Origin of the sequence: Amycolatopsis sp. WAC 01376 (assembly GCF_003947415.1) — a bacterium.
Taxonomy (GTDB): domain Bacteria; phylum Actinomycetota; class Actinomycetes; order Mycobacteriales; family Pseudonocardiaceae; genus Amycolatopsis.
Genome location: NZ_QHKL01000001.1, coordinates 699243 through 723103, shown reverse-complemented (window position 1 = coordinate 723103; position 23861 = coordinate 699243). Strand labels below are relative to the sequence as shown.

Sequence of the window (23861 nt, the reverse complement as noted above, 5' to 3'; positions counted from 1 at the left end):
CTCGTGTCGTGCGTAATCTGGCGGGGTGTCACGGATCGCGTACTTCGGCCCCCAGGGAACCTTCACCGAACAGGCCGCGCGCCGGCTCGCCCCCGGCGAGGAGTTGATCCCCGCGGAGACCATCCCGGCGGCACTGGCCGCGGTGCGCTCGGGTGCGGCCGACGCGGCCTGCGTCCCGATCGAGAACTCCGTGGAGGGCGTGGTCACGGCCACCCTCGACAGCCTGAGCGAGGCCGAGCCGCTCGTCGCGGTGGCGGAGGTGCTGTTGCCGGTCCACTTCAGCGTGCTGACCCGGCCGGGGACGACCGAGATCCGCACCGTGGCGAGCCATCCGCACGCGCTCGCGCAGGTCCGGCACTGGGTCGAAGCGAACTTCCCCGGCGCGCATCCGGTCGCGACGTCGTCCACCGCCGCGGCCGCGGTCGCGGTCGACGCCGGCGAGTTCGACGCCGCCGTCACCGCGCCGGTCGCCGTCGAGCACTATCCGCTGGAGGTGCTGGCCACGGAGGTCGCCGACGTCCGCGACGCCAAGACGCGGTTCCTGCTGGTCCGCGCGCCCGGCGTGCTGCCGGAGCCGACCGGGGCCGACCGCACGTCCATCGTCGCCGCCGCGACGAACCGGACGGGCGCGCTGGCGGAACTGCTCACCGAACTGGCGGTCCGCGGCATCAACCTGACCAAGCTGGACGCCCGCCCGACCAGGCACAACTTCGGCGAGTACCGCTTCTTCATCGACTTCGAGGGGCATGTGGCCGAGCCACGGATCGGCGACGCGCTGGCCGCGTTGCGCCGCCGGTGCAGCAACGTGCGCTTCCTCGGCTCCCACCCGCGCGCGGACAACGGCACGACCGAGATCGAGCAGGGTGCCGCCAACGACGATTTCACCGGCGCGATCGACTGGGTCGAGTCGGTACGGAAGGGAGTGCAGGCGTGAAACTTCTCCTTGTCCGCCACGGCCAGACCGAGGGCAACGTGCGAGGAGCGCTCGACACCGCGTTGCCCGGTCCGCCGCTCACCGAGCTGGGCCGCGAGCAGGCCCGGGACCTCGTGACGCGACTGGACGGCGAGCCGATCGTCGCGGTGTACGCCTCGCAGGCGGTCCGCGCCCAGCAGACCGCCGCGCCGCTGGCCGCGGAACTCGGCTTCGAGGTCCAGGTGCTCGACGGGGTGCACGAGGTCGCCGCGGGTGACCTCGAAGGCAAGACGGACAAGGACTCGGTCACGACGTACATGAGCGTCGTGCGCCGCTGGACCCTCGGCGAACTCGACCCGCCGATCCCCGGCGGCGAGACCGGCGCGCAGGTCCGCGCCCGGATGCTCGACGCGGTCGCCCGGTTGCGCGCCAAACACGAGCAGGCCGACCCCGACGGCACGGTGGTGCTGGTGAGCCACGGTGGCGCGATCCGGCACGGCGGCGAATGGCTCGCCGGGAACGTGACCGCCGAGATCGCCAACCAGGGCCTCATCCCGAACACCGGTGTCGTCGAACTCGTCGCGACCCCCACCGGCTGGACCTGCCTCACCTGGGCGGACGTCCCCGTCGAGGCCTGACCAGGAACGTTTGCCTCCACTCCCGCCGGGGAATACACCCCACAAGATCGATTAACACCTTGTGGGGAATTAACCGGAGCGGCGCAACCCGCACGGCGGACAACACGTCTACTGAACGTGGGTCACCCGGCAACGTTCGGCAGCGTCCGGCAGTGTTCGACGACAGGGAGGCGAATGACCATGGTTCGTTCGAAGATGATCTCCATCGGCGGTCTCGTCGCGGGTACCGCTGGACTCCTGCTGTTCAGCGCCTGCGGCTCGGAGAGCGCGCCCGTCGCGCAGAACACGTCCGCGTCACCGTCCACTTCGGCACCGGACACCTCGGCCGCGCCCAGCGCGAATTCTTCGAGCCCGGCGCCGTCCCCGCAACCGGTCCAGCCGCCCGCGCAGGCACCGAAGAACGACGGGCTCTGCAAGGCGGGCGACGTCAAACTGTCCGTCAAGGACAGTGACGCCGCCGCGGGCACGGTGTACCGGAAGCTCGTCATCACCAACGCGAGTGGGCACGCGTGCACCATCCAGGGCTTCCCCGGCGTCTCGTACGTCACCGGCGCGGACGGCCACCAGGTCGGTGAGGCCGCGTTCCGCGACGGCGAGAAGGGCGCGCCGGTCCAGCTCGGCAACGGCGAGAGCGCGGTCGCGGACGTCGGCTTCGTGAACGTCCGCAACTACGACGAGGCGGTCTGCAAGCCCACCGAGACCCGAGGGCTGCGGGTGTACCTGCCGCAGGAGACGGCGTCGAACTTCGTGCCGGTGCAGGGCCTCGGCTGCGCGGGGAAGATCCCCGGCAACCAGCTGACCGTCAGGACCGTCCACAAGGGCTAGAGCTGCGTGCAGAGCTGCTCGGCCTGCGCCAGATGCCGATGACCGGCGATCTGGTTGAAGTGCAGGCTGAACACCATCCGGCTGACGCCGTCGATGTGGTCGGCCAGCGGCCGGTAGGTGTCGTGTGCGGCGGCCGCCGCGGCGGAGAGTTCGCGGGCGGCCGTCATCCGGTGCAGGACTTCGGGGGCCAGTACGGCGACGGTCCGTTCGCCGGGCGCGGAGTCGGTGGTGTCCGGGATCGTGCCGACCCTGGCCAGTGCCCGGCACGCGTCCTGCGCGTCTTCGAGGGCTCCCGCGTTGACGCCCGAGAGCGCCCACAGCATGCCGATCACGCCGCCACCGATCACGAAACCGGCGACCGCGGTGAGCACTTGCGGGCGTCTGGAAGGTTCTGTCGTCCCCACGCCGGCCTCCGGCACCAGTGTCTGCTGCATCGCGGACCTCCCGTCACCAGTGGCGGTGATGGGCTATTTCAGCACCAAAGTCCTTTGTTTTCACCGGTCTTGGTGGAGAACCCGCACCTCCGTGGCCGATTCGTCATCGAAGGCTCCTCGGCGTAACGAGACGACTGCGAAACCGGCTACACCGAACAGCAGAAGCCCGGACGTGAGGAAGGTCCGGGCAGGGGAACCGAGGGCGTGCGTGAGGACGCCGCCGAGCTGGCCGCCGATCGGGATCGCACCCCAGACGACGGTGCGCCACACGCCGAGGACCCGGCCGAGCAGTTCGCCGGGGACGAGCGTGTGCCGCGCCGTCCCGAGCACGATGTTCACCGCGACGACGGCCGCCGCGAACAGGCCGAACAGCGCCGCGCCCGCCACCGGCGAGGTCGTCAGGCCCATGCCGGTGAACGCCGCGCCGCAGCAGGCCGTGCCCCCGAGGAGCACCGTGCGGCGACCGGTCGCCTTCACCAGCCGCGGGGCGACGGCCGCGCCGAGCAGACCGCCGATGCCGCCGCCGAACGCGAAGAGCCCGAAGGCCGCTTCGCTGAGGCGCAGGTACTCGATCGCGTACAGCACCAGCTGTGCCTGCGCGAGTTCGCTGACCAGGCTGATCAGCCCTGCGATGACGACCAGGCGCAGGACCAGCCGGTTGCCCTTCAGCCAGCGGAAACCTTCCGCCAGTTCGGTGCGGAGGTCGGTGGCGCGGTCTTCCGCGGCCTTCGGGCGGTAGCTTCCGGCGAGGCCGATCAGCACGGCCGCCGCGATCGCGAAACCCACCGAGTTGAGCAAGAACGGGAAGGTCGCGAAGAGCGCGAAGGTGGCGCTGCCGACCGGCCCGCCGAGGAAGGTCTGGCCGACGATCTCGCAGGCCTGGAGCTTGCTGTTCGCGCTGTCGAGGGATTCCTTGCCGACGACCGCCGGGATGAGCACGTTCGCGGCGCTGTCGGCGACCACTTCCGCGACGCCGATGAGCAGGGCGGCGGCATAGACCGCCCAGATCGTCACCCCGCCCATCGCGACCAGGACGGCCATCCCGCCGACGACCACCGCGCGGGCACTGTTCGCGAGGATCATCGCGCGCCGCCGGTCGATCCGGTCGAGGAGCGCGCCCGCCGGGAGCGCGAACAGCAGCCACGGCAGGAATTGGGTCGCCGAGAGACCGGCGATGAGCAGCGGATCACGGGTCAGGGTGACCGCGAGCAGCGGGAACGCGACCTTGCCGATCCCGTCGCCGAGGTTCGACGCCGCACTGGAGGCGAGCAGCCAGCGCAACCGACGGTCACCCCTCCTGCGCACCGTCGACTCGGCCATGCACCGCCTCCCCAGGCATTCGCCGGCGCCGGCCGACGACAACGTGTCGAAAAGTTTAGCGGGGCTGTCGCCCAAAGTGGCGGCGTTGTTACACCGAGTTAAGAATCCGAAGAACCTTTGGTGCCCGACGCACAAAAATCACCGACCATGCCACCTTCGGCGCGGAATCCGCCGCGGGGGAGCAAGGGACCTTTGCTATCGCCCGTCCACCGGCTCAGCCCCAGCCGAGTTCGTGCAGCCGCGCATCGTCGATGCCGAAATGGTGGCCGACCTCGTGGACCACCGTGATCAGCACCTCCTCGACGACGTCCTCCTCGGTGTCGCACATCTGCAGCAGCGGGCGCCGGTAGATCGAGATCCGGTCCGGCAGCACCCCGCCGTATTCGTGGGTCCGCTCCGTCAGGGCGACGCCGTGGTAGAGCCCGAGGATCGTGGGCGACTCCTCGTTGAACTCCTCCACGAGTACCACGACGTTGTCCATGGCGTCCGCGAATTCGGGCGGGAGCTCGTCCAGTGCCTCCGAAACCAGCTCTTCGAAGCGTTGCTGGGTCATCTCGACGGGCACGGGCTCACCCTCCGGTCTTCGGGGCCGAAGAGGACGCCGGCGGGCTCGTCTGACCGCTCTCCGACGGCGGGGCGTCGCCCTTGCCGACCTTCACGCTCCCGGTGACGGGTGCGAGCCCCTTGTCGTCCGGCAGGACCGCCGCGACCTTGCAGTTCACCAGCGTCGACCCGGCGTCCCAGCTCTCCTGCTCGCGGACGTCCCAGCTGAGGATGAGCTTCTTCGCCGCCAGATCCGCGTTGCCGGTGTAGTCCTGCGCGGCCGTCGAGCATTCGGTGTCCAGCCAGGTGTTCTGCTGCTCCTGCGACGGGTAGCCGTCCTTGAACTTCGTCTTGAGGTCGATCGTCGCGATCATCTCGTACGAATGCGGCTGGGCGCAGTCGACGGGGTCGCCGAAGCTGTTGTTGAGCAGCGCGAGGCACGTGCCCGGCTCCCACACCGCCGACTGGTTCTGCTCCTTCGCCGGTCCCTTGGTCGGCTGGAGCTTGCCGCCCTGACCCGCCCATTGCAGACCGCAGCGCAACTGCCGGTCACCGTCCGCCCACTGCGCGGGCGTCGGCCGGAGCAGGTTCATGGTCAGCTTGCCGTACGGATCCAGGTTGCGGCCGAGATACGGCTTGACGTCGATGGTGCAACGGGAGCGGGAGATCTCCTGCCACTGCTCCAGATTCGGGCTCGGTACCCCCGGCGGGTACTGCGTGCCGATGTCGACGATGCTGGTGACCTCGAACAGGTGCGCCTCCCCGCACGGCACGCGCCGCGCGTCGGTGGCGTCCGGGTTGTTCCAGGTCAGGCAGGTGCCCGGGGGAGATTGGAACGCTTCGACCGCGGCGGGGGACAGTTTGGGGGGCCCGCCGCCCGCACCGCCCTCCGGGCCTACATTCCACGAGAACGCCACACTCAGCGAAAGCGCGATGATCGCGCCCGCGAACACACCGGCCATGACGAGCCGGGTGCGCAGGGTGCTCAGCGCGTTTCGCGGGTCACGGAACCGCTCGGCCTGTTGAGACATCCACTCCATGATGCCCGCGCCGCACGTAAGGTGCGCGTACCGGGTGGTTAGTGTTGGACACGGGTTCGTGGCGAGGGCGATTTACGGAGCTTCGATGACGCAGGATGACAACCAGGGGGCACAGCCGCCCCAGGAGCCGCCGAGGCGCGGCTCGATGCGCTTCCAGGACGACAGCACGCAGGCGCGCCAGCCTTCGCTGGCCGAGCAGCGGGCACGGCAGCAGGCGCTGGCGGAGCAGGAACGCCAAGAGGTGCTTGCAGCCGAAGCCGCTCGCGCCGCCGAGAAGAAGTCTTCGACCAAGAAGAAGATCCTGATCGGCACCGGTGTGACGGTCGGTCTGGTGGGTCTGGTCGCGACGTTCTACACGGTCGCGAAGCCGGACGAGGTCACGGCGGTCTGTGCCGCCAAGGACACGGAGATCGTCCAGGACGACCGGAATTGCGACGAGAACTACGTCCGGTCGCAGGGCGGTTACGTCAGCGGTGGGTTCTTCTTCCTCCCCATCGGCGGTTTCGGTGGCCCGATGCAGAGCTACCGCTACAACTACGGCGGCTCCGGCCAGATCGGGCAGCGGGTGTCCGGCGGTTCGTACACCGCGCCGCCGGGGGCCAACGTCAGCACCAAATCGGGCAAGTCCGTCCAGCGCGGCGGATTCGGCATCAGCGGCAAGAGCGGCAGCAGCGGCAAGAGCGGGGGCTCGTAGGTGTACCGGGATTCCAAGCCGCCCCGGCGGGACTGGCAGAACATCGTCGAGGAACAGGGCCTGGTCTTCGGCACTCCCGCCCGCGACGGCGCCGGCAAGTCCCGGCCGTACTGGGACGAGTCGGTCCACTACGTCTTCGACATGGACGAGATCCTGTCCGTCGAGGCGGACGTGGAGCTGCTGCACTCGATGTGCCTCGAAGCCGTCGACAACGTGGTGACCACCGAGCAGTACCACCGCTTCGGCATCCCCGAGTGGGTCTGGCCGCATATCGCGGAGTCGTGGAAGCGGCAGGATCCGCACGTCTACGGCCGCTTCGACCTGCGCTACGACGGCAAGAGCCCGGCGAAGCTGCTCGAGTACAACGCCGACACCCCGACCTCGCTGCTCGAGGCCGCGGTGCTGCAGTGGCACTGGAAGACCTCGGTCTTCCCCGAGGACGACCAGTGGAACTCGATCCACGAAAAGCTGGTCGAGCGCTGGGCCGAACTCGCCGACAAGCTGCCCTCGAACGAACTGCACTTCACCTGGTCGTCCGCCGATCCGTCCGGTGAGGACCACGTGACGACGGCGTACCTGCAGGAGACCGCGGCCGAAGCCGGGCTCGACACCGTCGGCCTGTCGATCGAGGAGATCGGCTGGGACCCGGTGCTCAAGCGGTTCGTCGACCTCGAAGAAGCGCAGATGGCGACCGTGGTGAAGCTCTACCCGTGGGAATGGGTGGTCGACGAGGAGTTCGGCCGCTTCGCCGTCGAGACCATGCCGCGCACGCTGTGGGTCGAGCCGCTGTGGAAGATGATCCTCTCCAACAAGACGCTGCTCGCGCTCCTGTGGGAGAACTACCCGGGGCACCCGAACCTGCTGCCCGCCTTCGCCGACGACCCCGGTCTGCTGACCGAGTACGTCCGCAAGCCGAAACTCGGCCGCGAGGGCGCGAACGTGCAGATCGTCGCCACCGGGTACGAGACGCAGACCGACGGCGTCTACGGGGCGGAAGGGTTCGTCTACCAGGCGTTCGACCCGCTCCCGGAGTTCCAGGGTTACCGGCCCGCGCTCGGTGCGTGGATCGTCGGGGACCAGGCCGCCGGCCTCGGCATCCGTGAGACGGCAGGACTCGTCACAGACGATGGTGCGGCGTTCGTCCCGCATCGCATCGTCGAGTCGTGATAGAAGCAACCGCACAAACCTGACATTCCTGACTTCTGGAGAACCCCTGTGACCACCACCCTTGCGCTGTCCGACACGTTCGGCTCCGACCTCGTGCGAGGGATCGGCGCGATCCTGCTGTACGGCGTCGTCGGCCTGCTGCTGATGTTCGCCGGGTTCTGGGCGATCGACTGGACCACGCCCGGCAAGCTGGCCCAGCTGGTCAGCCGCGGCCTGCCGAACGCGGTCATCGTCACCGCGTCGGGCCTGCTGTCGATGGCGTTCATCGTCGTCGTGGCGATCGCGAACTCCGCCAGCGACCTGACCGAGGGCCTCATCACCTCGCTGGTCTACGGCCTGCTCGGCATCGTGGTGCAGGTGCTGGCCGTCCGGCTGCTGGAGTGGGCGACCCGCATCGACGTCCGCTCGACCATCGAGAGCGACAAGTTCGCCCCGGTCAGCGTCGTGGTCGCGGCCGCGCACCTGGCCCTCGGCCTCGTCGTGGCCGTCGGCATTTCGTGACTTTTTGACCACCTGAAAACGGCATCGGCGCACGATTCCCACTAACGTGGGAGTCGTGCGCCTTTTAAGGACACCGGACGACCGGTTCTCGGACCTGCCCGATTTCGACTTCGAGCCGCGCTACGCGGAACTCGTCGACCTTCACGGCGGCGTGATCAGAGTGGGTTACGTGGAGGCCGGACCCGAGGACGGGCCCCCCGTCCTCCTGCTGCACGGCGAGCCGACCTGGTCCTATCTGTACCGCAAGGTCATCCCGGTGCTCGCCGACGCCGGGCTGCGCGCCATCGCGCCCGACCTGGTCGGCTTCGGCCGCTCCGACAAACCCGGCGACATGGTCGACCACACCTACCAGCGGCACGTCGAATGGATGCGCGCGTTCGCCTTCGACGTACTCGACCTGACCGACGTCACCCTGGTCGGCCAGGACTGGGGCGGCCTGATCGGCCTGCGCCTTGTCGCCGAGAACCCCGACCGGTTCGCCAGGGTCGTCGCGGCCAACACCGGCCTCCCCACCGGCGACACGGACATGCCGGAGCTCTGGCACAGGTTCCGCGACACCGTCGAGAACGCCCAAGTCCTCGACGTCGGGCGGTTCGTCCAGTCGGGTTGCCAGACCAAGCTCCCGGACGACGTCCGTGCCGCCTACGACGCGCCCTTCCCGAACGAGATGTACAAGGCCGCGCCGCGGGCGATGCCGTCGCTGGTGCCGATCGCCCCGGACGACCCGGCCTCGGCGGCCAACCGCGCCGCGACGAAGGTGCTCTGCGAACTGAACAAGCCGTTCCTGGTGTCGTTCTCCGACGGCGACCCGATCACCGCGCCGTGGGGCCTCGAACTGCGGGGCTCGATGCGCGGCGCCCGGGAGCTCGAGCATCCGACGATCACCGGCGCCGGTCACTTCCTCCAGGAAGACGCCGGCGGGCGGCTGGGCGAGGTCATCGCCCGCTTCGTGAACTCCTGACGAACGCTAGGAAAGGACCGTTCCTTGCAAATTTCGCAAGGAACGGTCCTTTCCTAGCATCGGGCGGATGTCATGAACGACCCTTTCCTGACGAAAAACGTCAGGAAAGGGTCGTTCATGACACTTGACCGTTGACGCCGGTCAGGAGATGGCGGCCAACGCGTCGGTGATGATCCCGAGGCCCTCCGCCGCCTCTTCCGCCGTGAGCGTCATCGGCGGCGCGATCCGCAGCACGTTGCCGTGTAGCCCGCCCTTGCCGATCAGCAGTCCGCGCGCCTTGGTCTCCTCCATCATCCGCGCCGCGGCCCCCGGGTTCGGCTTCATGCCGCCCGGCTCGACCAGTTCGACGCCGATCATCAGCCCCTTGCCGCGCACGTCCCCGATCAGCGGGTTCCCCGCCGCGCGCAGGCCGCCGAGCAGTTCGTTGCCGCGGGCGAGCGCGTTGGCCTGGAGGTCGTGGTCGGCGATGTGGTCGAGGACCGCCGCCGCGCCGGCCATCGCGACCGGGTTGCCGCCGAAGGTCGAGATCGAGTTCGCGGTGAGGCAGTCGACGAGGTCGCCGCGTGCCACGAGACCGCCGATCGCGAGCCCGTTGCCGAGGCCTTTGGCGAAGGTCATCGCGTCGGGGACGACGTCGTGCGCCTGGATCCCCCAGTAGTGTTCCCCGGTCCGTCCCCAGCCGGTCTGGACCTCGTCGGAGATGAACAGGATCCCGTACTGGTCGAGGACCTCCTTCATCGCCTTGAACAGGCCGTCCGGCGGCGAGCTGAATCCGCCGACGCCCTGGATCGGCTCGGCGATCATGCAGGCGACGTCGCCCGAAGTGCCCGTCTCCAGGACGTCGACCAGGTCCGCGACGCACGCGTCGATGTACTCCGTGTCCGACAGCGCCCGGAACGGGCTGCGGTACTGGTAGCCGCCGTGCACGTAGCTCACCTTCACCGGGCTGAGCGACGACGCCGACCAGCCGCGGTTGCCGGTGATGCCGACCGTCGCGAACGACCGGCCGTGGTACGAGTTCCGCATCGCCAGCACCTGGTTGCTGCGCCGGTACTGGGTGGCGAGCATCAGCGCGGTGTCGTTGGCTTCGGTCCCGGAGTTGGTGAAGAACACCTTCGCGTCGGGGATGCCGGAGAGCTTCGCGATGCGTTCGGCCAGCTCGACCTGCGAGCGGATCAGGTACAGCGTCGACGTGTGCAGGATGCCGGTGTCGAGTTGCTTGCGCACGGCGTCGCTGATCGCCGAGACGTCGTAGCCCATCGAGTTCGTCAGGATGCCCGCGAAGAAGTCGAGGTAGGTGCGCCCGGACGAGTCGATGACCCGGCGGTCCTGCGCGTGCACGATCTCGATCGGCTCGTCGTAGTAGAGCGCCAGCCAGGACGGCAGTACCGCCTTGTGCCGCGCCAGCAGGTCCGCATCGGTCATCGGGTTTCTCCGTCCGCAGCAGGGAGATCTCAGTATGGGGACGGGCCGAAACGGGCGGCAACGATCAGACTGTCGGGTTATCCGCGCGGACCCGCACATTTTGTGCGGCTCGCACGGACTACTCTCAGCACTCGTGATTGACCCCAGGACTCTGCGCGATGACCCGGACGTCGTGCGCGCTTCGCAGCGCGCCCGTGGCGAGGACGAAGGAGTGGTCGACAAGCTGCTCTCCCTCGACTCCCGCCGCCGCTCGTCCATCGCCGCCGCCGACAAGCTGCGCGCCGAGCAGAAGTCGCTGGGCAAGCTCATCCCCAAGGCACAGGGCGACGAACGGGCCGAGCTGCTCGCCAAGGCGAAGGACCTCGCCGCCCAGGTCAAGACGGCCGAGGTCGAGCAGACCGAGGCTTCGGAGGAGTTCGAGCAGCTGCACCGGCTGGTGCCGAACCTGGTCCACCCCGACGCGCCCGAAGGCGGCGAGGACGACTACGTCGTGCTCAAGCACGTCGGCGAGCCGAAGAAGTTCGACTTCAAGCCGAAGGACCATCTCGAACTCTGCGAGGGCCTCGGCGCGCTCGACATGGAGCGCGGCGCGAAGGTCTCGGGTTCGCGGTTCTACTTCCTCACCGGCATCGGCGCCCAGCTCCAGCTCGGCCTGCTGAACATGGCGATCGCGCAGGCGACCGCGAACGGTTTCACCCCGATGATCACGCCGACCCTGGTGCGGCCGGAGATCATGGCGGGCACCGGTTTCCTCGGCGCGCACTCGTCGGAGGTCTACCGGCTGCGCGACGACGACCTGTACCTCGTCGGCACCTCCGAGGTCCCGCTCGCCGGCTACCACGCCGACGAGATCCTCGACCTGGCGAAGGGGCCGAAGCGCTACGCGGGCTGGTCGTCCTGCTACCGCCGCGAGGCAGGCTCGTACGGCAAGGACACCCGCGGCATCATCCGCGTCCACCAGTTCGACAAGGTCGAGATGTTCGTCTACACGCGTCCCGAGGACGCCGAAGCCGAGCACGCGCGCCTGCTGGACTGGGAAGAGCAGATGCTCGCCAAGATCGAGGTCCCGTACCGGGTGATCGACACCGCCACCGGCGACCTCGGCACGTCCGCGTACCGGAAGTTCGACTGCGAGGCGTGGGTGCCTTCGCAGGAGACCTACCGCGAGCTGACCTCGACGTCGAACTGCACGACGTTCCAGGCCCGCCGTCTCGGCATCCGCTACCGCGACGCCGACGGCCGCCCGCAGACCGTCGCCACGCTGAACGGGACGCTCGCCACCACCAGGTGGATCGTCGCGATCCTGGAGAACCACCAGCTCGAAGACGGCTCGGTCCGGGTGCCGGAAGCGCTTCGTCCCTTCCTCGGCGGAACCGAGGTGCTCACGCCGGCATCGAAGTAGGCATGAACCGCCGCCGCAGCAAGCCGCTCACCGCGCTCTTCGCGGCGGTCCTCCTGCTCGGTGGATGTGCCGAGACGATCTCGGGTACGGCGTCGCCGGTGCCCGGCCACCGGCCGGTGCCCGCCAAGGCGGCGCCGTGCTCGTTGCTCAGCACGGAACACGCCGACGCGCTGGCCCTCAAGCTGCCCGGCGTCGAGACCAAGGGCAACAAGGCCCAGCTGGTCCCGCCGATGTGTCTGCTGTCCGAACGCGACGATTCGCCGCGCGGGGTGTCCCTGTCGATCACACACAGCGTCGACATCCCGCTGAACGACTTCTACGCCGGCGCCCGGCCGGGGGAGAAGTTCGGCATCGGCGGTTTCACCTGGACGCGCTACGCGTCCCCGCTCGGCCCGACCGCGTGCTCCCTCAGCACCGAACTCGGGCCGTCGTCGTTCGTCGAGCTCGGCAGCGAGACCCAGACGGGCGCGCCCGAAGCGACGGCCTGCGATCTCGCGCTCGCCGCGGCCCCCGCGATCGCGTCGAGGCTGCCCGGTGGCGAGCCGGATCCGAAGATCGTCGCGCCGCCCGGACAGAAGAAGCCCGAACCTTCCGGGCCGTTGCTGCAGGTCGATCCGTGTGCGCTGCTGAAACCCGACGAGGCCGCGAAGCTGGCCATCGCCCCGGGAACCCCCATCGCCCCGGCCGAGCTCGCGAATCCCGAGGACAAAGGCTGTTCGTGGAAGGACTCCGACGGCGACAAGGGGCAGCGTCCGCTCACCGTGACGCTCTTCCTCGCGACGGCCGTCGCCGACGTCGCCGGTCTCGAAGGCACCCCCGAGGAGATCGACCTCGGCGGTCGCAAGTGGACGGTCCGGTTCGAAGCCACCGCGAGGTACTGCACGGCCGCGCTGCCGACCAGCGGGACGTCCACCGTGAAGGTCTCCAGTGGCCACTGGGACGACGAGACGAAAGCCTGTGACCTGCTGCGGGCCGCGCTGCCGACGGTGATCGCGGCGCTGCCCGCCGGTTCGTGAACGGCGGCCGCGCACAAGTAGTGTGCGAGCCGATGAGGAGGGGACGCATGCGGTTTCGGAATTCGCTCGCGATCGGGCTGGCGGTGCTGGCGGTCGGCGGCTGCACGTCGACGATCGGCGGTACGGCCTCGCCGGTGCCCGGACAGGGACCGGTGAACACGAAGGCCGAGCCGTGCGAGCTGCTGACGGAGGAGCACGCGAACGCGCTGGGTGTCAGGTACCCCGGTGAGGAACGCGCCGCGAAGCCCGAGCAGAAGATGCCCGCGGTGTGCCGGTTCCGGAAACTGGAGGACGTGCGCAAGGCGTCGAACCTCGAGGTGTCGTTGAGCAAGGACCTGTCCTTGAACGACTACATGAGCGGCGCGCAGGCCGGGGAGAAGTTCGGGATCGGCGGTTTCACCTGGACGCGGTACGCCACCATCCTCGGCCCGAAGTACTGCTCGTTGAGCACGGAAATCACCCCGGACTCCTTCGTGGAGATCGCCAGCGAGAGCCCCGACCACACCGAGGGCAACTCCTGCGACCTCGCCAAGGCGGCGGCCCCGGCCGTGGCGTCGAAGCTGCCGGGCGGGCAGCAGGACCCGCAGATCACCGCCCCGCCGGGGCAGAAGCCCGCCGAGCCGGGCGGACCGCTCCTGACCACCGACCCGTGCGCCATGCTCAAACCCGAACAGACCGCCCAGCTGCGGCTCGGACCCACGGGTGAGCCGATGAAGTCCAGCGCCGACCCGAACCAGTTCGGCTGCGAGTGGGCCGACACGGACGGCGAAAAGGGCGAGAAGGCGTTCGACCTGTGGTTCTACACGACGAAGGCGATGGATGAGACTCCGACGCTGATCACGCAGGGTGAACCGCAGGACTTCGACTCGGGCGACCGCAAGTGGAAGCTCTACACCGAGTCGGGCAGCAAGCTGTGCGCGGCGGGTCTCGCGATCACCCCGACGTCGACGGTGGCGATCATCGCGGGCAACCTCGACGATCCCGCGAAGGCGTGCGACGTAATCAAGGCCGCCGTTCCGATGCTGAACGCGAACCTGCCGCCCTCGTCCTAGCGCGAGGGGGTCGTGAGTGGCGATTCGGGTTAGAGCCAAGGGTGTCTTAGGTATCTACGTGGCTTCCGGCTGCGGTTGAACCCCCAGCCCTGTCCGTGAAGGCCTCCTTGAGGGACCCAGAGTCCCTCAAGGAGGCCTTCACAGACTCGGTGACCGGCCAACAGTTGCGCGTGAAGGCCCTCCCCGAGTACCTGAAGGCCTCCAGTCAGGCGCTCACGTGAGTGGTCGCGGTCGTGGGAATGTCGTGAAGGGCCCCTTTGAGACGGTGAAGGTCTCGAACGCGGACTGGTATTTGCTTGCCCACACTTGACCAGGGCGAAGGTGAAGCGTCAGCGGCGGCGCGTTTCGGGTGTGGAGGATTCGGGACGTTGGACGTCCTGAATCCTCCACGCTCGGATCACACGACCACCTGGCCTGTGCGAGGGTGGCGGCTGAGCGTGTGCCGGGTGTTGACGATGCAGGAATCGGGACGTTGAGTGTCCCAATTCCTACATCGTCGAAGGGAGTTCGCCGAGCGGGGAAGATTCCGGACGTTGAACGTCCGGAATCTTCCCCGCTCACCCGCATCAGCATCCAGTGGGCAGGCAAATACAGGTCCACCAAGGGGCCCTTCACGACATAAGAGCTCGACGGCGGCCCCATCGGAAGCACTGAAGCAGCCGCCCGCTCATCCTCGCCACTCACGACCCCCGGTTCCGCTCACGCGAAAGCTAGTCGGTCACCTCGTCGGCGATGTGCTTCGCGATCTCCAGCGCGCTGGTCGCCGCCGGTGAGGGCGCGTTGAGGACGTGCACCTGGTTCCGCGCGGTCTCGATCAGGAAGTCGTCGACGAGCGCGCCGTCCGGGCGCAGCGCCTGCGCGCGGACACCGGAGCCGTGCCGCACGATGTCGTCCTCGGTGACGGCGGGCACGAGCCGCGCGAGGCTTTCGGCGAAGCGGCGGCGGGAGAACGAGCGGCGGACCTCGTCGAGCCCGGTCGGGTACGCGTACTTGCGCGCGAGCCGCCAGACGCCGGGGAAGCGGGCGACTTCGGCGAGGTCCTTCGCGGAGAAGTCGCGCCAGGTGTAGCCCTCGCGGCGCAGCGCGAGCACGGCGTTGGGGCCGGCGTGCACACTGCCGTCGAGCATGCGGGTCAGATGCACGCCGAGGAACGGCAGCGACGCGTCCGGGACCGGGTAGATCAGGCCGCGCACCAGGTGGCGGCGTTCGGGTTTCAGTTCGTAGTACTCGCCGCGGAACGGCACGATCCGCGCGCTCGGGGTGAGGCCGGCGAGCCGCGCGACGCGGTCCGCGTGCAGGCCCGCGCAGTTGACGAGGCCGTCGGCGTGGATCACGTCGTCGCCGGTCGCCACCTCGACGCCGCCGGTGCGGCCAGGGCGGATTCCCAGCGCGGGGGTGCCGAGACGCAGGTCGGCGTCGGATTCGTCGAGCAGCCGCACGAGTGCCGTGCAGACGGCGGGGAAGTCGATGATGCCGGTGGATTCGACGCGCAGCGCGGCGACGCAGGAGACCTCAGGTTCGTACTCGCGGACCTCGCTCGGCGTGATCAGCTTGGCCGGGACACCGTTGGCCTCGGCCCGTTCGGCGAGCACCTTCAGCGCCGGAAGTTCCGCTTCGGAGGTGGCGACGACGAGTTTGCCGCACACCTCGACCGGCACCCCGTACTGCCGCGCGAAGTCCACAATGGACCGGTTGCCCGCGGTGGACATCCTGGCCTTGAAGGAACCCGGCTTGTAGTAGAGCCCCGCGTGCACGACGTTCGAGTTGTGCCCGGTCTGGTGGGCCGCCCAGTGGTCCTCCTTTTCGAGAACCGTGACGTCCAGACCGCGTTTGGTCAGCTCCCAGGCGGTGGCGAGCCCGACGATCCCGCCCCCGATTACCACGACAGTACGCACGATCGACCAGGTTACCCGGGCCGCTACCTGACAACCGTTAGGTTACCTGGTAGCGTACCTGACCAATGTCAGGTAAGCGGTTGAGCAGGGACGAACGCCGGGAACGCATCCTGGCCGCGGCGGCGCGGGTGTTCGCCGCGTCCGGGTACGACCTGGCCGGGATGCGCGAGGTCGCGACGGCCGCCGGGATCAGCACGCCCGTGCTCTACGACCATTTCCCGTCCAAGGCGGCGCTGTACGCCGGACTCCTGGAGTCCGAAGTGGACAGTCTGCTGGCGGGCTGGGCGGAGTTGCCGCCCGCGGCCACCGCCGAGGAGCTGCTGCGCGGCCGGGTGGCGGCGATCTTCGCCTGGATGGAGACCAACGAACGCGGCTGGCGGATGATCTTCGCCGAGACGCCGTCCGACGAGGGCGTCGCCGAGGTGCACCGGCGCGGGCAGGCCAGAGCCACCGGGCGGCTGACCGAGGTGTTCGCTCGCGTGCCCGGCCTGGCGCTGACCGCGGACCTGCCGCGCGACCGCGCGAACGAAGCGCTCGCCGAAGCGGCGAAAAGCGCGCTGAACGCCATCGCCACCTGGTGGTGGAGCAACCGTGACATCCCGCGGGAGCAAGTCGTCGCGCTCACGACGGATCTGTTGTGGCGCGGACTGGGGAACCTGATCCAGGAGGACATATGAGCACCGAAACCACCGAGCGGTACCGCCGGGCACTCGAGACCCGGGACGTCGAACTCGGGCTGAGCGCCTTCGCGCCGGACGCCGTGGTGCGTTCGCCGCTGACCGACCGGGTCCGGTTCACCGGGCACGCGGAACTCAGGCCGCTGCTCGAAGTCGCCTACTCGCATCTGCGTGACGTCCGGTTCCACACCGACACCGGCGACGGCAAGACGCGGGTCGTCGTCTACACCGCGAGCATCGGCGGCGAGGACGTCGAAGAGGCGGCGGTCCTGAAACTCGGCGAAGACGGGCTCATCGCCGAAGTGACACTGTTCGTGCGGCCGCTGCCCGGGCTCGTCGCGCTGATGGACGCCTTCGGCCCGGACATCGCGCGCCGCAACGGCCGCACCTTCGCGGCCCGGCTACTGGCGGTGGCCGCGAAACCCTTGCTGGCCATGGTGCGGTCCGGCGACAAGCGGGCGGTCCCGCTGGCCGGACCTCGCTGACGAATGTCATGAACGACCCTTTCCTGACGAAAAACGTCAGGAAAGGGTCGTTCATGACATTTCAGCCCACCGGAACCGGCGTAGCAGCCGAAGCCTCTTCTGGGTCTTCGAGGATCTTCGGCACCCCGCGCAGGCTGAACAACGCGCTCACCGCCAGCAACGCCATCAGCCCCGCCGAGCACAGCATCGTCACCTGCAACCCGTCGACGAACGCCAGTTTGGCGGTGGTCAGGACCAAGGCTCCCTGCTCGGGCGGCAGTTGCGCCGCGACCTGGACGGCACCGCCGAGGGTGTCCGAGATCGCCGCCGAAGCCTCCGGTGGCACGCCCGCCGGGACGACGAGTTCGCTCCGGTACAGCGCGCCGAGCACACTGCCGAGGACGGCGATCCCCAGCGCGCCGCCGAGTTCGGTCGACGTCTCGGAAATCGCCGACGCCGCGCCCGCCCTGGCCTTCGGCACGACGCCGAGCACCGTGTCCGTCGCGACGGTGAGGATCAGCGCCAGCCCCACGCCGAAGACGATCATCGCGGCGAGCAGATCCGTGTAGACGATCGTCACGCCGATACCCGAGTACAACGCGAAGCCGACCGCGGACAGGGCACAGCCGCCCGCGATCGTGGCGGCGCGGCCGAAGGCCTTGATCGCCAGTGGCGCGAGCACCCCGCCGACGATCGCGCCGCCCATCCCCGGCAACCCGGCGAGCCCGGCCCGCAGCGGTGACCAGCCCGCCACCAGCTGCAGGTACTGCGCGAACATCAGCGAGACCGCGAGCTGCGCGAACATCGCCAGGATCGTGGTGCCGACGGTCGCCGAGAACGCCCGCTGCGCGAACAGCCGCAGGTCCATCAGCGGTTCGGCCAGCCGCGGCTGCCGCAGGACGAACGCCAGCAGACAGCCGAGGCCGAGCACGGCGGCGACCGCGACGTCCCAGTGTCCCCAGCCCTTGTACGCGACTTCCTTGATCGTGTAGACGATCCCGACCATGCCGACGAGGGAGAGCAGCACGCTGGGCACGTCGATCCGATGGGACACCGGATTCTTCGATTCGGGCAGGATCAGCGCGCCGGCGATCACCATGACCACCACCACCGGCACGTTGACCAGGAACACGGAACCCCACCAGAAGTGTTCGAGCAGCACCCCGCCGACGAGCGGTCCCATGCCGAAACCGAGGATCGTCAGCCCGCTCGAAATGCCGATCACGGCCGCGCGTTCCTTGCCGGTGAACACGTTCCGCACGATCGACAGCGTCGACGGCATCAGTGTCGCGGCGGCGATCCCGAGCAGCGCGCGGGCGGCGATCAGCAGTTCCGTCGTCGGCGCGTACGCCGTGACCACCGAAGCGACACCGAACAGCGACGCCCCGATGAGCAGCAGCTTCTTCCGGCCGACGCGGTCGCCGATGTTCCCCATCGTGATCAGCAGCCCGGCGAGCGCGAAACCGTACGCGTCCGCGATCCACAGCAGTTCCGTGGTCGACGGGTGCATCTGCGCCGAAAGCGACGGCAGCACCAGGTGCAGCACGGTCAGGTCGATCGCGATCAGCAGCTGCGCCAGCACGCAGACCACGACGGTGCCGATCTTGCGGCCCTTCCCGATTGTCGCCGCGTCGTTCACCTCGACACGCCGAAGGTGAGTTCCGGCGAGTGCCGCGCGGTGCCGTTGTCGCCGTCACCGAGATAGAACCGGGTGCTCAGGGTGCGGGCCGCCGGGTCGAGGACGCTGCGCCACAACGTCCGCCACGGCGCGCCGGGCTCGATCGCGAACGACACCGCGTCGAGCGCGTCGCGCGGCCCGGCGTCCGCTTCCTTGGTGATGGTGCGAAGCCGCTCGTAGGTGCGCATGGTGTCCGGTGTGTCCTCGGGCAGCGCGTCGAGGTCCGGATGACGGTGCAGCAGGTGGTTCGTGACGCACAGCGGTCCGTCGGCGACCTCGACGAAGTACTCGATGTCGTGCTGCCCGCGCTCGTGGACGAAGCCGCGGCCGGAAGCGTCGGCGACGATGTAATGGCAGGGCGCGCCGTGCGTGTACTGCTTGGCGAGCATCAGCGCTTCCTTGGCCTCGTCGACGGTTTCGCAGGTGTCCAGCAGATACCGGCACACCTGCAGGACCGACAGGCCGGCCTGTGGGCCGGGATCGTCCACCAGCGGCGCGGCCGTTTCGACTTCGGCCATCAGCAGCGCGACGACCAGCCCCGCCTCGTTGACCCCTTCCGTCGCGCCGTCCATTGTGGACATCGAAAGGGCCGTCGACGCGATGCCGTCGTCGGGGATCGTCGTCAGCACGTAGGGCCGTGACGCCATCGGCACCGTCCCGTCGTCGACGGGTTCCTCACCCGCCATCACCGCGCCCAGCTGGGTCCAGCTCATGGTGAAGAAGTCGTAGTTCCGGCCGAGCGTGCTCCCCGTCCACAGCGCCGAACAGCCCGACCCGGCGGGCAGGGCGCTCGCGTTGTCGAAGGAGACCGCCGCGTCGGCCGGGAGCCCGTAGGCCTCGGCGAACCCGGCCGTCCGTTCGGCGTACTGCGGCCAGTTCCGCGCGAACCAGGTGCGCCGCGCCCTGGCCACGATCGGATCGATCGACGGTGGCGACCAGTCCGAGCGCGCCTTCGCTTCGGCGCCGAGCGCCTGGCCGATCTCGGCCTGGGTGCCGCGCAACGTCAGATGCCGCACGGCGAGGAAGTCTTCGGGAGATCCCGCTGAGTAAGTCATGGACGGAGGGTCTCCGCGACCGCTGACCGTCCGCGCACCACGCGCTGACCGCTTGTCATCGGAATGTCATGTGCCCCGAGCGAAAGTGGTCTCACCAGGCAACGACAAGCGAGGGAAGCCATGCTCAGCAACAAGGTGTACATCATCGCCGGGGGCGTCATCAGCGTCCTGTTCGTCGCGCTCGCGATGGTCGAGTTCTCCACCGGTTACCCGGACGACGGCCTGCAGGACCTCCTCTACGCCGCGGTGAGCGCCGGCGCCGGCACGCTGCTGTACGTCCTCGACCGCCGTCAGCGTGAGCGCCGCGTGGCCGCCGAAGCGCAGCGTGATGCCCGATGAGGAACATCGACGGCGGCTTCCTCGCCGCGCCCGACCAGGCCTCGCTCGAACGCCGTGAACGTGACGTGCGCAAGGGCAAACTGGCGCTGATGCTGACCGTCGTGGGCGCCTTCGTCGCGCTGGTCGCCGGTTACAACGTCCTCGTGGACTTCTCCCCGGTTTCACTGGTGGTGACGATGTTCGGGCTCGCCGCCGCGATCGGTGGCGGGATGCTCACCAAACACCTGATGCGCGCCGTGCGGTTCCGCGTGCACAAGCCGAACGCGGGGCTGGTCGGCGCCGCGAAGCTGTCCGGAATGGTCGTGGCCGTCCTCGGGTTCGTCGCACTGGTCGGCTCGCTGGACGGGCCCGGCGTGCTGCGGATCATCGCGATCGCCGCCGGTTGCGCGGCCATCGGCTACGTGAAGTCGCTGCACGACCAGCAGTGGGTGCTCTTCGAACTGGACGCGGTCGGTGTCCGGATCGAGCGGACCGTCGTGCCATGGCGTGACGTCACCCGGCTCACCATCGACCCGGTCGGCCCCGGGATGACCCGGCTCGGCGCGGTCCCGGTCAACGCGGCGCCGCTGTACGTCGCCGTCCAGGACACCGAACTCGACCAGCGTCTCCTCGCCGAAGGCGTCGGCCGCTTCGCACCGCAGGGCACCCAGCTGACCCGTGCTTAGAGCTTCCCGGTCAATTGAGCGGCGCCGCGCAGACCCAGCCCTCGGCGGTAGGCCCCGTCGAAGTCGTCGCCGAGCCGCTCCCGCACCGTCGTCCGGAGCAGGGCGGCGTCCAGATCGACCGCGAACGGGGTGCCCCGGATGGTCACCGCGGCGCCGATCAGGACCGCCGCCCGCTCGGCGTCGCCCCGCAGCAGCGCGACCCCGGCGAGGCCTTCGACGGCGAGGGCGACCGTGGTGCTGTCGTGCCAGCCGTCCGCCGACACGAGGGCCAGCCGGTGCAGTTCCTCGGCCCCGTCGGCGTCGCCCTCCGCGGCCAGGACCCAGCCGAGCGAGATCCTCGCGCCGGCACGGACCCCTTCGGCGGCGAACGCGCCACCGGAACACTCCGCGAGCGCGCGTTCGGTCAGCGCCCGGGCCGCTGCCAGATCGCCCTCGTGCCGAGCGAGGAACGCCAGCCCGATGTACCCGGACGCCCGGCTTTCGGGCATCCCGGCGCGGCGCGCGATCTCGATGGCGAGTTCGAAATCCGCCCGCGCGCCCGCCGCGTCGCCGTGGAGCAGCTTGCTGCCGCCGCGACGGCACAGCAGGTCCGCGTTGTCGTCGGACGCGCCGAGTTCGCGCATCAGCCGCAGGGCCTCGTTCATCGTTTCGAGGGCTTCGGCCTGCCGGTTCGTCCAGATCAGGATCTGTGACAGATGGTCGAGGGCCATCGAGAGGCCCCAGCGTTCCCCGATCGAGCGGAACGCCTGCGCCCCCTGGCGCAGGAATTCTTCCGCCGTCTCGAGTTCGCCCTGCATCAGCGCGCGGAGGCCGTAACCGGTCGGCGCGAGGGCGAGACTCCACGCATCGCTGTTCGCCAGCAGCATCCGGCTGCGTTTGATCAGCGCGTCGTCATCACCGGGCGGGCCGGTCACGACGCCGAGCAACAGCAGCAGCGCCGGGTTCCGGGGAGCCTTGGCGAGGGACAGCATGAGGTCGTCCACCAACGGCAGGTGCCGGTCGAGCGCCTCGTGGCCCCGCAGTCCCGCGGCGGCGGTGAGCACGCAGAGCTGGTACTCCTCTTCGAGACCGTCCGGCACCCGCTGTCCGAGCCGTTTGACCACTTCCAAACTCAGCGTCGAGCCTTCGAACCGGCGGCCGCGCATCCACCAGTACATCACCAGCGAAGCCGAGAGCCGGAGCGCGATCTTCAAGTCGGACTCGACGGCCCAGCGCAACGCGGCGAGGAGATCCTCGTAGGCGGCGTCGAGCCGATCCAGCCAGACCAGCTGGTCGCCGGTGCGCACGAGCGGATCCGCCTTCTCCGCGAGGGCGAGGAAATACTCGGCGTGCGCGCGCCGCAGCTGCTCGGTTTCGCCCGCTTCGGCGAGTTTCCCGGCGAAGAAGGCCCGGATCGTTTCGAGCATCCGATACCGGTCCCCGGTGCGCTCCACCAGCGATCTGTCCACAAGGGACGGAAGCAGCTCCGCGATGTCCGGCACGGCACAGACCGCTTCGGCGTCGGCGAGGGTCGTGCCGCCCGCGAAGACGGTCAGCCGCCTGCCCAGCAGCCGTTCGTCCTCTTCCAGGAGATCCCAGCTCCATTCGACGACGGCGCGCAGGGTGCGATGACGGCTCTCGGCGACCCGGCTGCCGCGCGAGAGCAACCCGAACCGGTCGTCCAGCCGGGAGGCGATCTCGCCGACGGTCAGGGTCCGCACGCGCGCGGCGGCGAGTTCGATGGCCAGCGGCAGCCCGTCGAGCGCGGCGCAGACCCGCTGGACGTCGCCCGCGGTGGCGTCGTCGACGGCGAAGCCCGGATCGCCCGCCTGCGCGCGGTCGGCGAACAGCCGGACGGCGGCGAACTCCAGCGACCGGCCGGGAGGAGTGCCCGGCGGCGGCACGGCGAGCCGCGGCACGGGGGAGACGACCTCGCCGGTGATGCCCAGCGGTTCGCGGCTGGTGGCGAGCACCCGCAGCGCGGGGGCCGCGCCGAGCAGCCGGGCGGCCAGTTTCGCGGCGGCCTCGATCAGATGCTCGCAGTTGTCGAGCACCAGCAGGACCGCCCGGTCGGTCAGCGCGTCGATCAGCCGCTCCAGCGGCGCGTGCTCCACCGGGGCGGTGACCGTCCCGAGCGGGACCGTTCGCAAGCCGAGCGCGGTCAGCACGGCGTGCGCGACGTCGGCGTCTTCGGTGTACGGCGCGAGTTCGACGAAGACCGCCGGGAGGTCCATCGCGGCCGCGGTCTCGATGGCCAGCCGGGTCTTGCCCGCCCCGCCGGGACCGGTCAGCGTCACCAGCCGCGAGCGGTCCAGCTGGCCGAGCACGTGCCGGAGGTCGCCTTCGCGGCCGATGAAGCTGGTCAGCTGGGCGGGGAGGGGTGTGGACTCGATGGGCGCTGTCTTGACGGGCGGCGTCTCCCCGCGCAGCACGGCCAGATGCGCGGCGGCGAGATCCGGCCCGGGGTCGGCGCCGAGTTCGTCGGCGAGGACACGGCGGGCGTCCTCGAACGCGGTGAGCGCGTCGGCCTGCCGTCCCGCGGCGTGCAGCGCGCGGATCAGCAGCGCGCGTGGCCGTTCCCGCAGCGGTTGAGCGTCGATGACTTCGCGAAGATCGGCGAGGACGTCTTCGTGCCTTCCCAGCTTGAGCTCGGCTTCGACGCGGTCCTCGATCGCCGACGTCTTCAGCTCGTTCAGCCTGGTGACCTGCGGATCGCGGAACGGCGCGTCGGTGATGTCCGCGAACGCCGGGCCGCGCCAGAGACGGAGAGCCTCGTGAAGCAGTTCGGCCGCCTTCGTGGCGTCTCCAGCCGCGAGAGAGCGTCGCCCCTCGGCGGCGAGCCGCTCGAACCGATGCACGTCGACGTCGTCGGGGTCCACGGCCAGCCGGTAACCCGCCGGACTGAACTCGACGGGCGCGAGCTCCTTCAGCGCGCCGCGTAGCCGCGAGACCTGCGATTGCAGCGCGTTCGCCACGCCTTCGGGTGGCTTCTCGCCGTACAGACCGTCGATGAGCCGCTCCGCCGGGACCACCCGGCCCGCCTCCAGCGCGAGCAACGCGAACAACGTCCGGACCCTGGGCCCGCCGACCGGTACGGCGGTGCCGTCCTCGCGGCGCACCTCCGTCGCCCCCAGAACGCGGAATCGCATGGGCTAAAGACTAGGGCGTCGTTGACCTG

At 69.5% G+C, this 23861-nt stretch carries 23 protein-coding genes; 14 read left to right on the top strand and 9 right to left on the bottom strand.

What is annotated here, in order from left to right; translation table 11 throughout:
• Positions 1-25 precede the first annotated feature (25 nt).
• From pheA to DMH03_RS03450, 3 genes are all read left to right on the top strand, one after another.
• Entirely contained in the window at positions 26-934 is a 909-nt protein-coding gene (gene pheA, locus DMH03_RS03460; protein WP_125790537.1) for a prephenate dehydratase, read from the top strand.
• Entirely contained in the window at positions 931-1551 is a 621-nt protein-coding gene (locus DMH03_RS03455; protein ID WP_125790536.1) for a histidine phosphatase family protein, read from the top strand. The genes pheA and DMH03_RS03455 overlap by 4 nt, the downstream gene beginning before the upstream one ends.
• Before the next feature lie 174 nt (positions 1552-1725).
• On the top strand, positions 1726-2376 hold the full coding sequence (locus DMH03_RS03450; RefSeq protein WP_125790535.1) for a DUF4232 domain-containing protein: 651 nt from the start codon (positions 1726-1728) through the stop codon (positions 2374-2376).
• Here DMH03_RS03450 and DMH03_RS03445 read toward each other — a convergent pair.
• The 4 genes from DMH03_RS03445 to DMH03_RS03430 form a co-directional block, all read right to left on the bottom strand.
• On the bottom strand, positions 2373-2810 hold the full coding sequence (locus tag DMH03_RS03445; protein ID WP_125790534.1) for a hypothetical protein: 438 nt from the start codon (positions 2808-2810) through the stop codon (positions 2373-2375). The genes DMH03_RS03450 and DMH03_RS03445 overlap by 4 nt on opposite strands.
• A gap of 60 nt (positions 2811-2870) precedes the next feature.
• The gene (locus DMH03_RS03440) at positions 2871-4130 is read right to left on the bottom strand and encodes an MFS transporter (RefSeq protein WP_125790533.1); all 1260 of its coding nucleotides are present in this window, start codon (positions 4128-4130) and stop codon (positions 2871-2873) included.
• Between the two features lie 214 nt (positions 4131-4344).
• The gene (locus tag DMH03_RS03435; protein ID WP_007030570.1) at positions 4345-4695 is read right to left on the bottom strand and encodes a metallopeptidase family protein; all 351 of its coding nucleotides are present in this window, start codon (positions 4693-4695) and stop codon (positions 4345-4347) included.
• Positions 4696-4699: 4 nt separating this feature from the next.
• Positions 4700-5704: a septum formation family protein gene (locus tag DMH03_RS03430; RefSeq protein ID WP_125790532.1), complete on the bottom strand. Its 1005-nt coding sequence runs from the start codon at positions 5702-5704 to the stop codon at positions 4700-4702.
• A 94-nt stretch (positions 5705-5798) separates the two neighbouring features.
• On the opposite strand from DMH03_RS03430, the gene DMH03_RS03425 reads away from it, so the two are divergent.
• The 4 genes from DMH03_RS03425 to DMH03_RS03410 are packed head-to-tail and all read left to right on the top strand — an operon-like array spanning position 5799 to position 9036.
• Entirely contained in the window at positions 5799-6407 is a 609-nt protein-coding gene (locus DMH03_RS03425) for a hypothetical protein (protein WP_233611259.1), read from the top strand.
• Positions 6408-7574, top strand: coding sequence for a glutathionylspermidine synthase family protein (locus DMH03_RS03420; protein ID WP_125790531.1), 1167 nt, complete (start codon positions 6408-6410; stop codon positions 7572-7574).
• 48 nt (positions 7575-7622) lie between these two features.
• The gene (locus tag DMH03_RS03415) at positions 7623-8075 is read left to right on the top strand and encodes a DUF350 domain-containing protein (RefSeq protein ID WP_125790530.1); all 453 of its coding nucleotides are present in this window, start codon (positions 7623-7625) and stop codon (positions 8073-8075) included.
• A gap of 55 nt (positions 8076-8130) precedes the next feature.
• A complete protein-coding gene (locus tag DMH03_RS03410) occupies positions 8131-9036 on the top strand; it encodes a haloalkane dehalogenase (protein WP_199748665.1) in 906 nt (301 codons plus the stop codon).
• Positions 9037-9177: 141 nt separating this feature from the next.
• Here DMH03_RS03410 and DMH03_RS03405 read toward each other — a convergent pair whose 3' ends face one another.
• The gene (locus tag DMH03_RS03405) at positions 9178-10461 is read right to left on the bottom strand and encodes an aspartate aminotransferase family protein (protein WP_125790528.1); all 1284 of its coding nucleotides are present in this window, start codon (positions 10459-10461) and stop codon (positions 9178-9180) included.
• A 133-nt stretch (positions 10462-10594) separates the two neighbouring features.
• Here DMH03_RS03405 and serS point away from each other — a divergent pair, with 133 nt between their 5' ends.
• Genes serS through DMH03_RS03390 form a run of 3 tightly spaced genes read left to right on the top strand, consistent with a single transcriptional unit; the run spans position 10595 to position 13931 of the window.
• Positions 10595-11863: a serine--tRNA ligase gene (gene serS / locus DMH03_RS03400; RefSeq protein WP_125790527.1), complete on the top strand. Its 1269-nt coding sequence runs from the start codon at positions 10595-10597 to the stop codon at positions 11861-11863.
• A 2-nt stretch (positions 11864-11865) separates the two neighbouring features.
• Positions 11866-12879, top strand: a complete 1014-nt coding sequence (locus DMH03_RS03395; protein ID WP_125790526.1) for a DUF3558 family protein — start codon at positions 11866-11868, stop codon at positions 12877-12879.
• Positions 12880-12926: 47 nt separating this feature from the next.
• Positions 12927-13931, top strand: a complete 1005-nt coding sequence (locus DMH03_RS03390; RefSeq protein ID WP_125790525.1) for a DUF3558 family protein — start codon at positions 12927-12929, stop codon at positions 13929-13931.
• Between the two features lie 710 nt (positions 13932-14641).
• Here DMH03_RS03390 and lhgO read toward each other — a convergent pair.
• Entirely contained in the window at positions 14642-15826 is a 1185-nt protein-coding gene (gene lhgO, locus DMH03_RS03385) for an L-2-hydroxyglutarate oxidase (RefSeq protein ID WP_125790524.1), read from the bottom strand.
• A gap of 80 nt (positions 15827-15906) precedes the next feature.
• Here lhgO and DMH03_RS03380 point away from each other — a divergent pair, with 80 nt between their 5' ends.
• The gene (locus DMH03_RS03380) at positions 15907-16503 is read left to right on the top strand and encodes a TetR/AcrR family transcriptional regulator (RefSeq protein WP_125790523.1); all 597 of its coding nucleotides are present in this window, start codon (positions 15907-15909) and stop codon (positions 16501-16503) included.
• The gene (locus DMH03_RS03375) at positions 16500-16988 is read left to right on the top strand and encodes a nuclear transport factor 2 family protein (protein WP_125790522.1); all 489 of its coding nucleotides are present in this window, start codon (positions 16500-16502) and stop codon (positions 16986-16988) included. The genes DMH03_RS03380 and DMH03_RS03375 overlap by 4 nt, the downstream gene beginning before the upstream one ends.
• 61 nt (positions 16989-17049) lie before the next feature.
• Here DMH03_RS03375 and DMH03_RS03370 read toward each other — a convergent pair whose 3' ends face one another.
• Positions 17050-18606 carry an MFS transporter gene (locus tag DMH03_RS03370; protein ID WP_125790521.1) on the bottom strand — a complete coding sequence of 519 codons (1557 nt, stop codon included), beginning with the start codon at positions 18604-18606 and terminating at the stop codon, positions 17050-17052.
• On the bottom strand, positions 18603-19700 hold the full coding sequence (locus DMH03_RS03365) for a C45 family peptidase (protein ID WP_125790520.1): 1098 nt from the start codon (positions 19698-19700) through the stop codon (positions 18603-18605). The genes DMH03_RS03370 and DMH03_RS03365 overlap by 4 nt, the downstream gene beginning before the upstream one ends.
• Before the next feature lie 120 nt (positions 19701-19820).
• On the opposite strand from DMH03_RS03365, the gene DMH03_RS03360 reads away from it, so the two are divergent.
• A complete protein-coding gene (locus DMH03_RS03360; protein WP_125790519.1) occupies positions 19821-20039 on the top strand; it encodes a hypothetical protein in 219 nt (72 codons plus the stop codon).
• The gene (locus DMH03_RS03355) at positions 20036-20704 is read left to right on the top strand and encodes a hypothetical protein (RefSeq protein WP_125790518.1); all 669 of its coding nucleotides are present in this window, start codon (positions 20036-20038) and stop codon (positions 20702-20704) included. Before DMH03_RS03360 ends, DMH03_RS03355 begins: the two co-directional genes overlap by 4 nt.
• On the opposite strand, the gene DMH03_RS03350 is transcribed toward DMH03_RS03355, so the two are convergent.
• Positions 20701-23832, bottom strand: coding sequence for a BTAD domain-containing putative transcriptional regulator (locus DMH03_RS03350; protein ID WP_125790517.1), 3132 nt, complete (start codon positions 23830-23832; stop codon positions 20701-20703). The two genes, DMH03_RS03355 and DMH03_RS03350, sit on opposite strands and share 4 nt — an antisense overlap.
• Positions 23833-23861: the final 29 nt, after the last annotated feature.

What these genes read in the sequence shown, in the direction of transcription:
- DMH03_RS03450 (WP_125790535.1), top strand. Translation starts at nt 1,726, where the DNA reads ATGACCATGGTTCGTTCGAAGATGATCTCCATCGGCGGTCTCGTCGCG.
- DMH03_RS03405 (WP_125790528.1), bottom strand. Translation starts at nt 10,461, where the DNA reads ATGACCGATGCGGACCTGCTGGCGCGGCACAAGGCGGTACTGCCGTCC.
- DMH03_RS03395 (WP_125790526.1), top strand. Translation starts at nt 11,866, where the DNA reads ATGAACCGCCGCCGCAGCAAGCCGCTCACCGCGCTCTTCGCGGCGGTC.
- DMH03_RS03355 (WP_125790518.1), top strand. Translation starts at nt 20,036, where the DNA reads ATGAGGAACATCGACGGCGGCTTCCTCGCCGCGCCCGACCAGGCCTCG.
- DMH03_RS03445 (WP_125790534.1), bottom strand. Translation starts at nt 2,810, where the DNA reads ATGCAGCAGACACTGGTGCCGGAGGCCGGCGTGGGGACGACAGAACCT.
- DMH03_RS03350 (WP_125790517.1), bottom strand. Translation starts at nt 23,832, where the DNA reads ATGCGATTCCGCGTTCTGGGGGCGACGGAGGTGCGCCGCGAGGACGGC.
- DMH03_RS03440 (WP_125790533.1), bottom strand. Translation starts at nt 4,130, where the DNA reads ATGGCCGAGTCGACGGTGCGCAGGAGGGGTGACCGTCGGTTGCGCTGG.
- DMH03_RS03365 (WP_125790520.1), bottom strand. Translation starts at nt 19,700, where the DNA reads ATGACTTACTCAGCGGGATCTCCCGAAGACTTCCTCGCCGTGCGGCAT.
- DMH03_RS03430 (WP_125790532.1), bottom strand. Translation starts at nt 5,704, where the DNA reads ATGTCTCAACAGGCCGAGCGGTTCCGTGACCCGCGAAACGCGCTGAGC.
- DMH03_RS03390 (WP_125790525.1), top strand. Translation starts at nt 12,927, where the DNA reads ATGCGGTTTCGGAATTCGCTCGCGATCGGGCTGGCGGTGCTGGCGGTC.
- DMH03_RS03360 (WP_125790519.1), top strand. Translation starts at nt 19,821, where the DNA reads ATGCTCAGCAACAAGGTGTACATCATCGCCGGGGGCGTCATCAGCGTC.
- DMH03_RS03425 (WP_233611259.1), top strand. Translation starts at nt 5,799, where the DNA reads ATGACGCAGGATGACAACCAGGGGGCACAGCCGCCCCAGGAGCCGCCG.
- DMH03_RS03375 (WP_125790522.1), top strand. Translation starts at nt 16,500, where the DNA reads ATGAGCACCGAAACCACCGAGCGGTACCGCCGGGCACTCGAGACCCGG.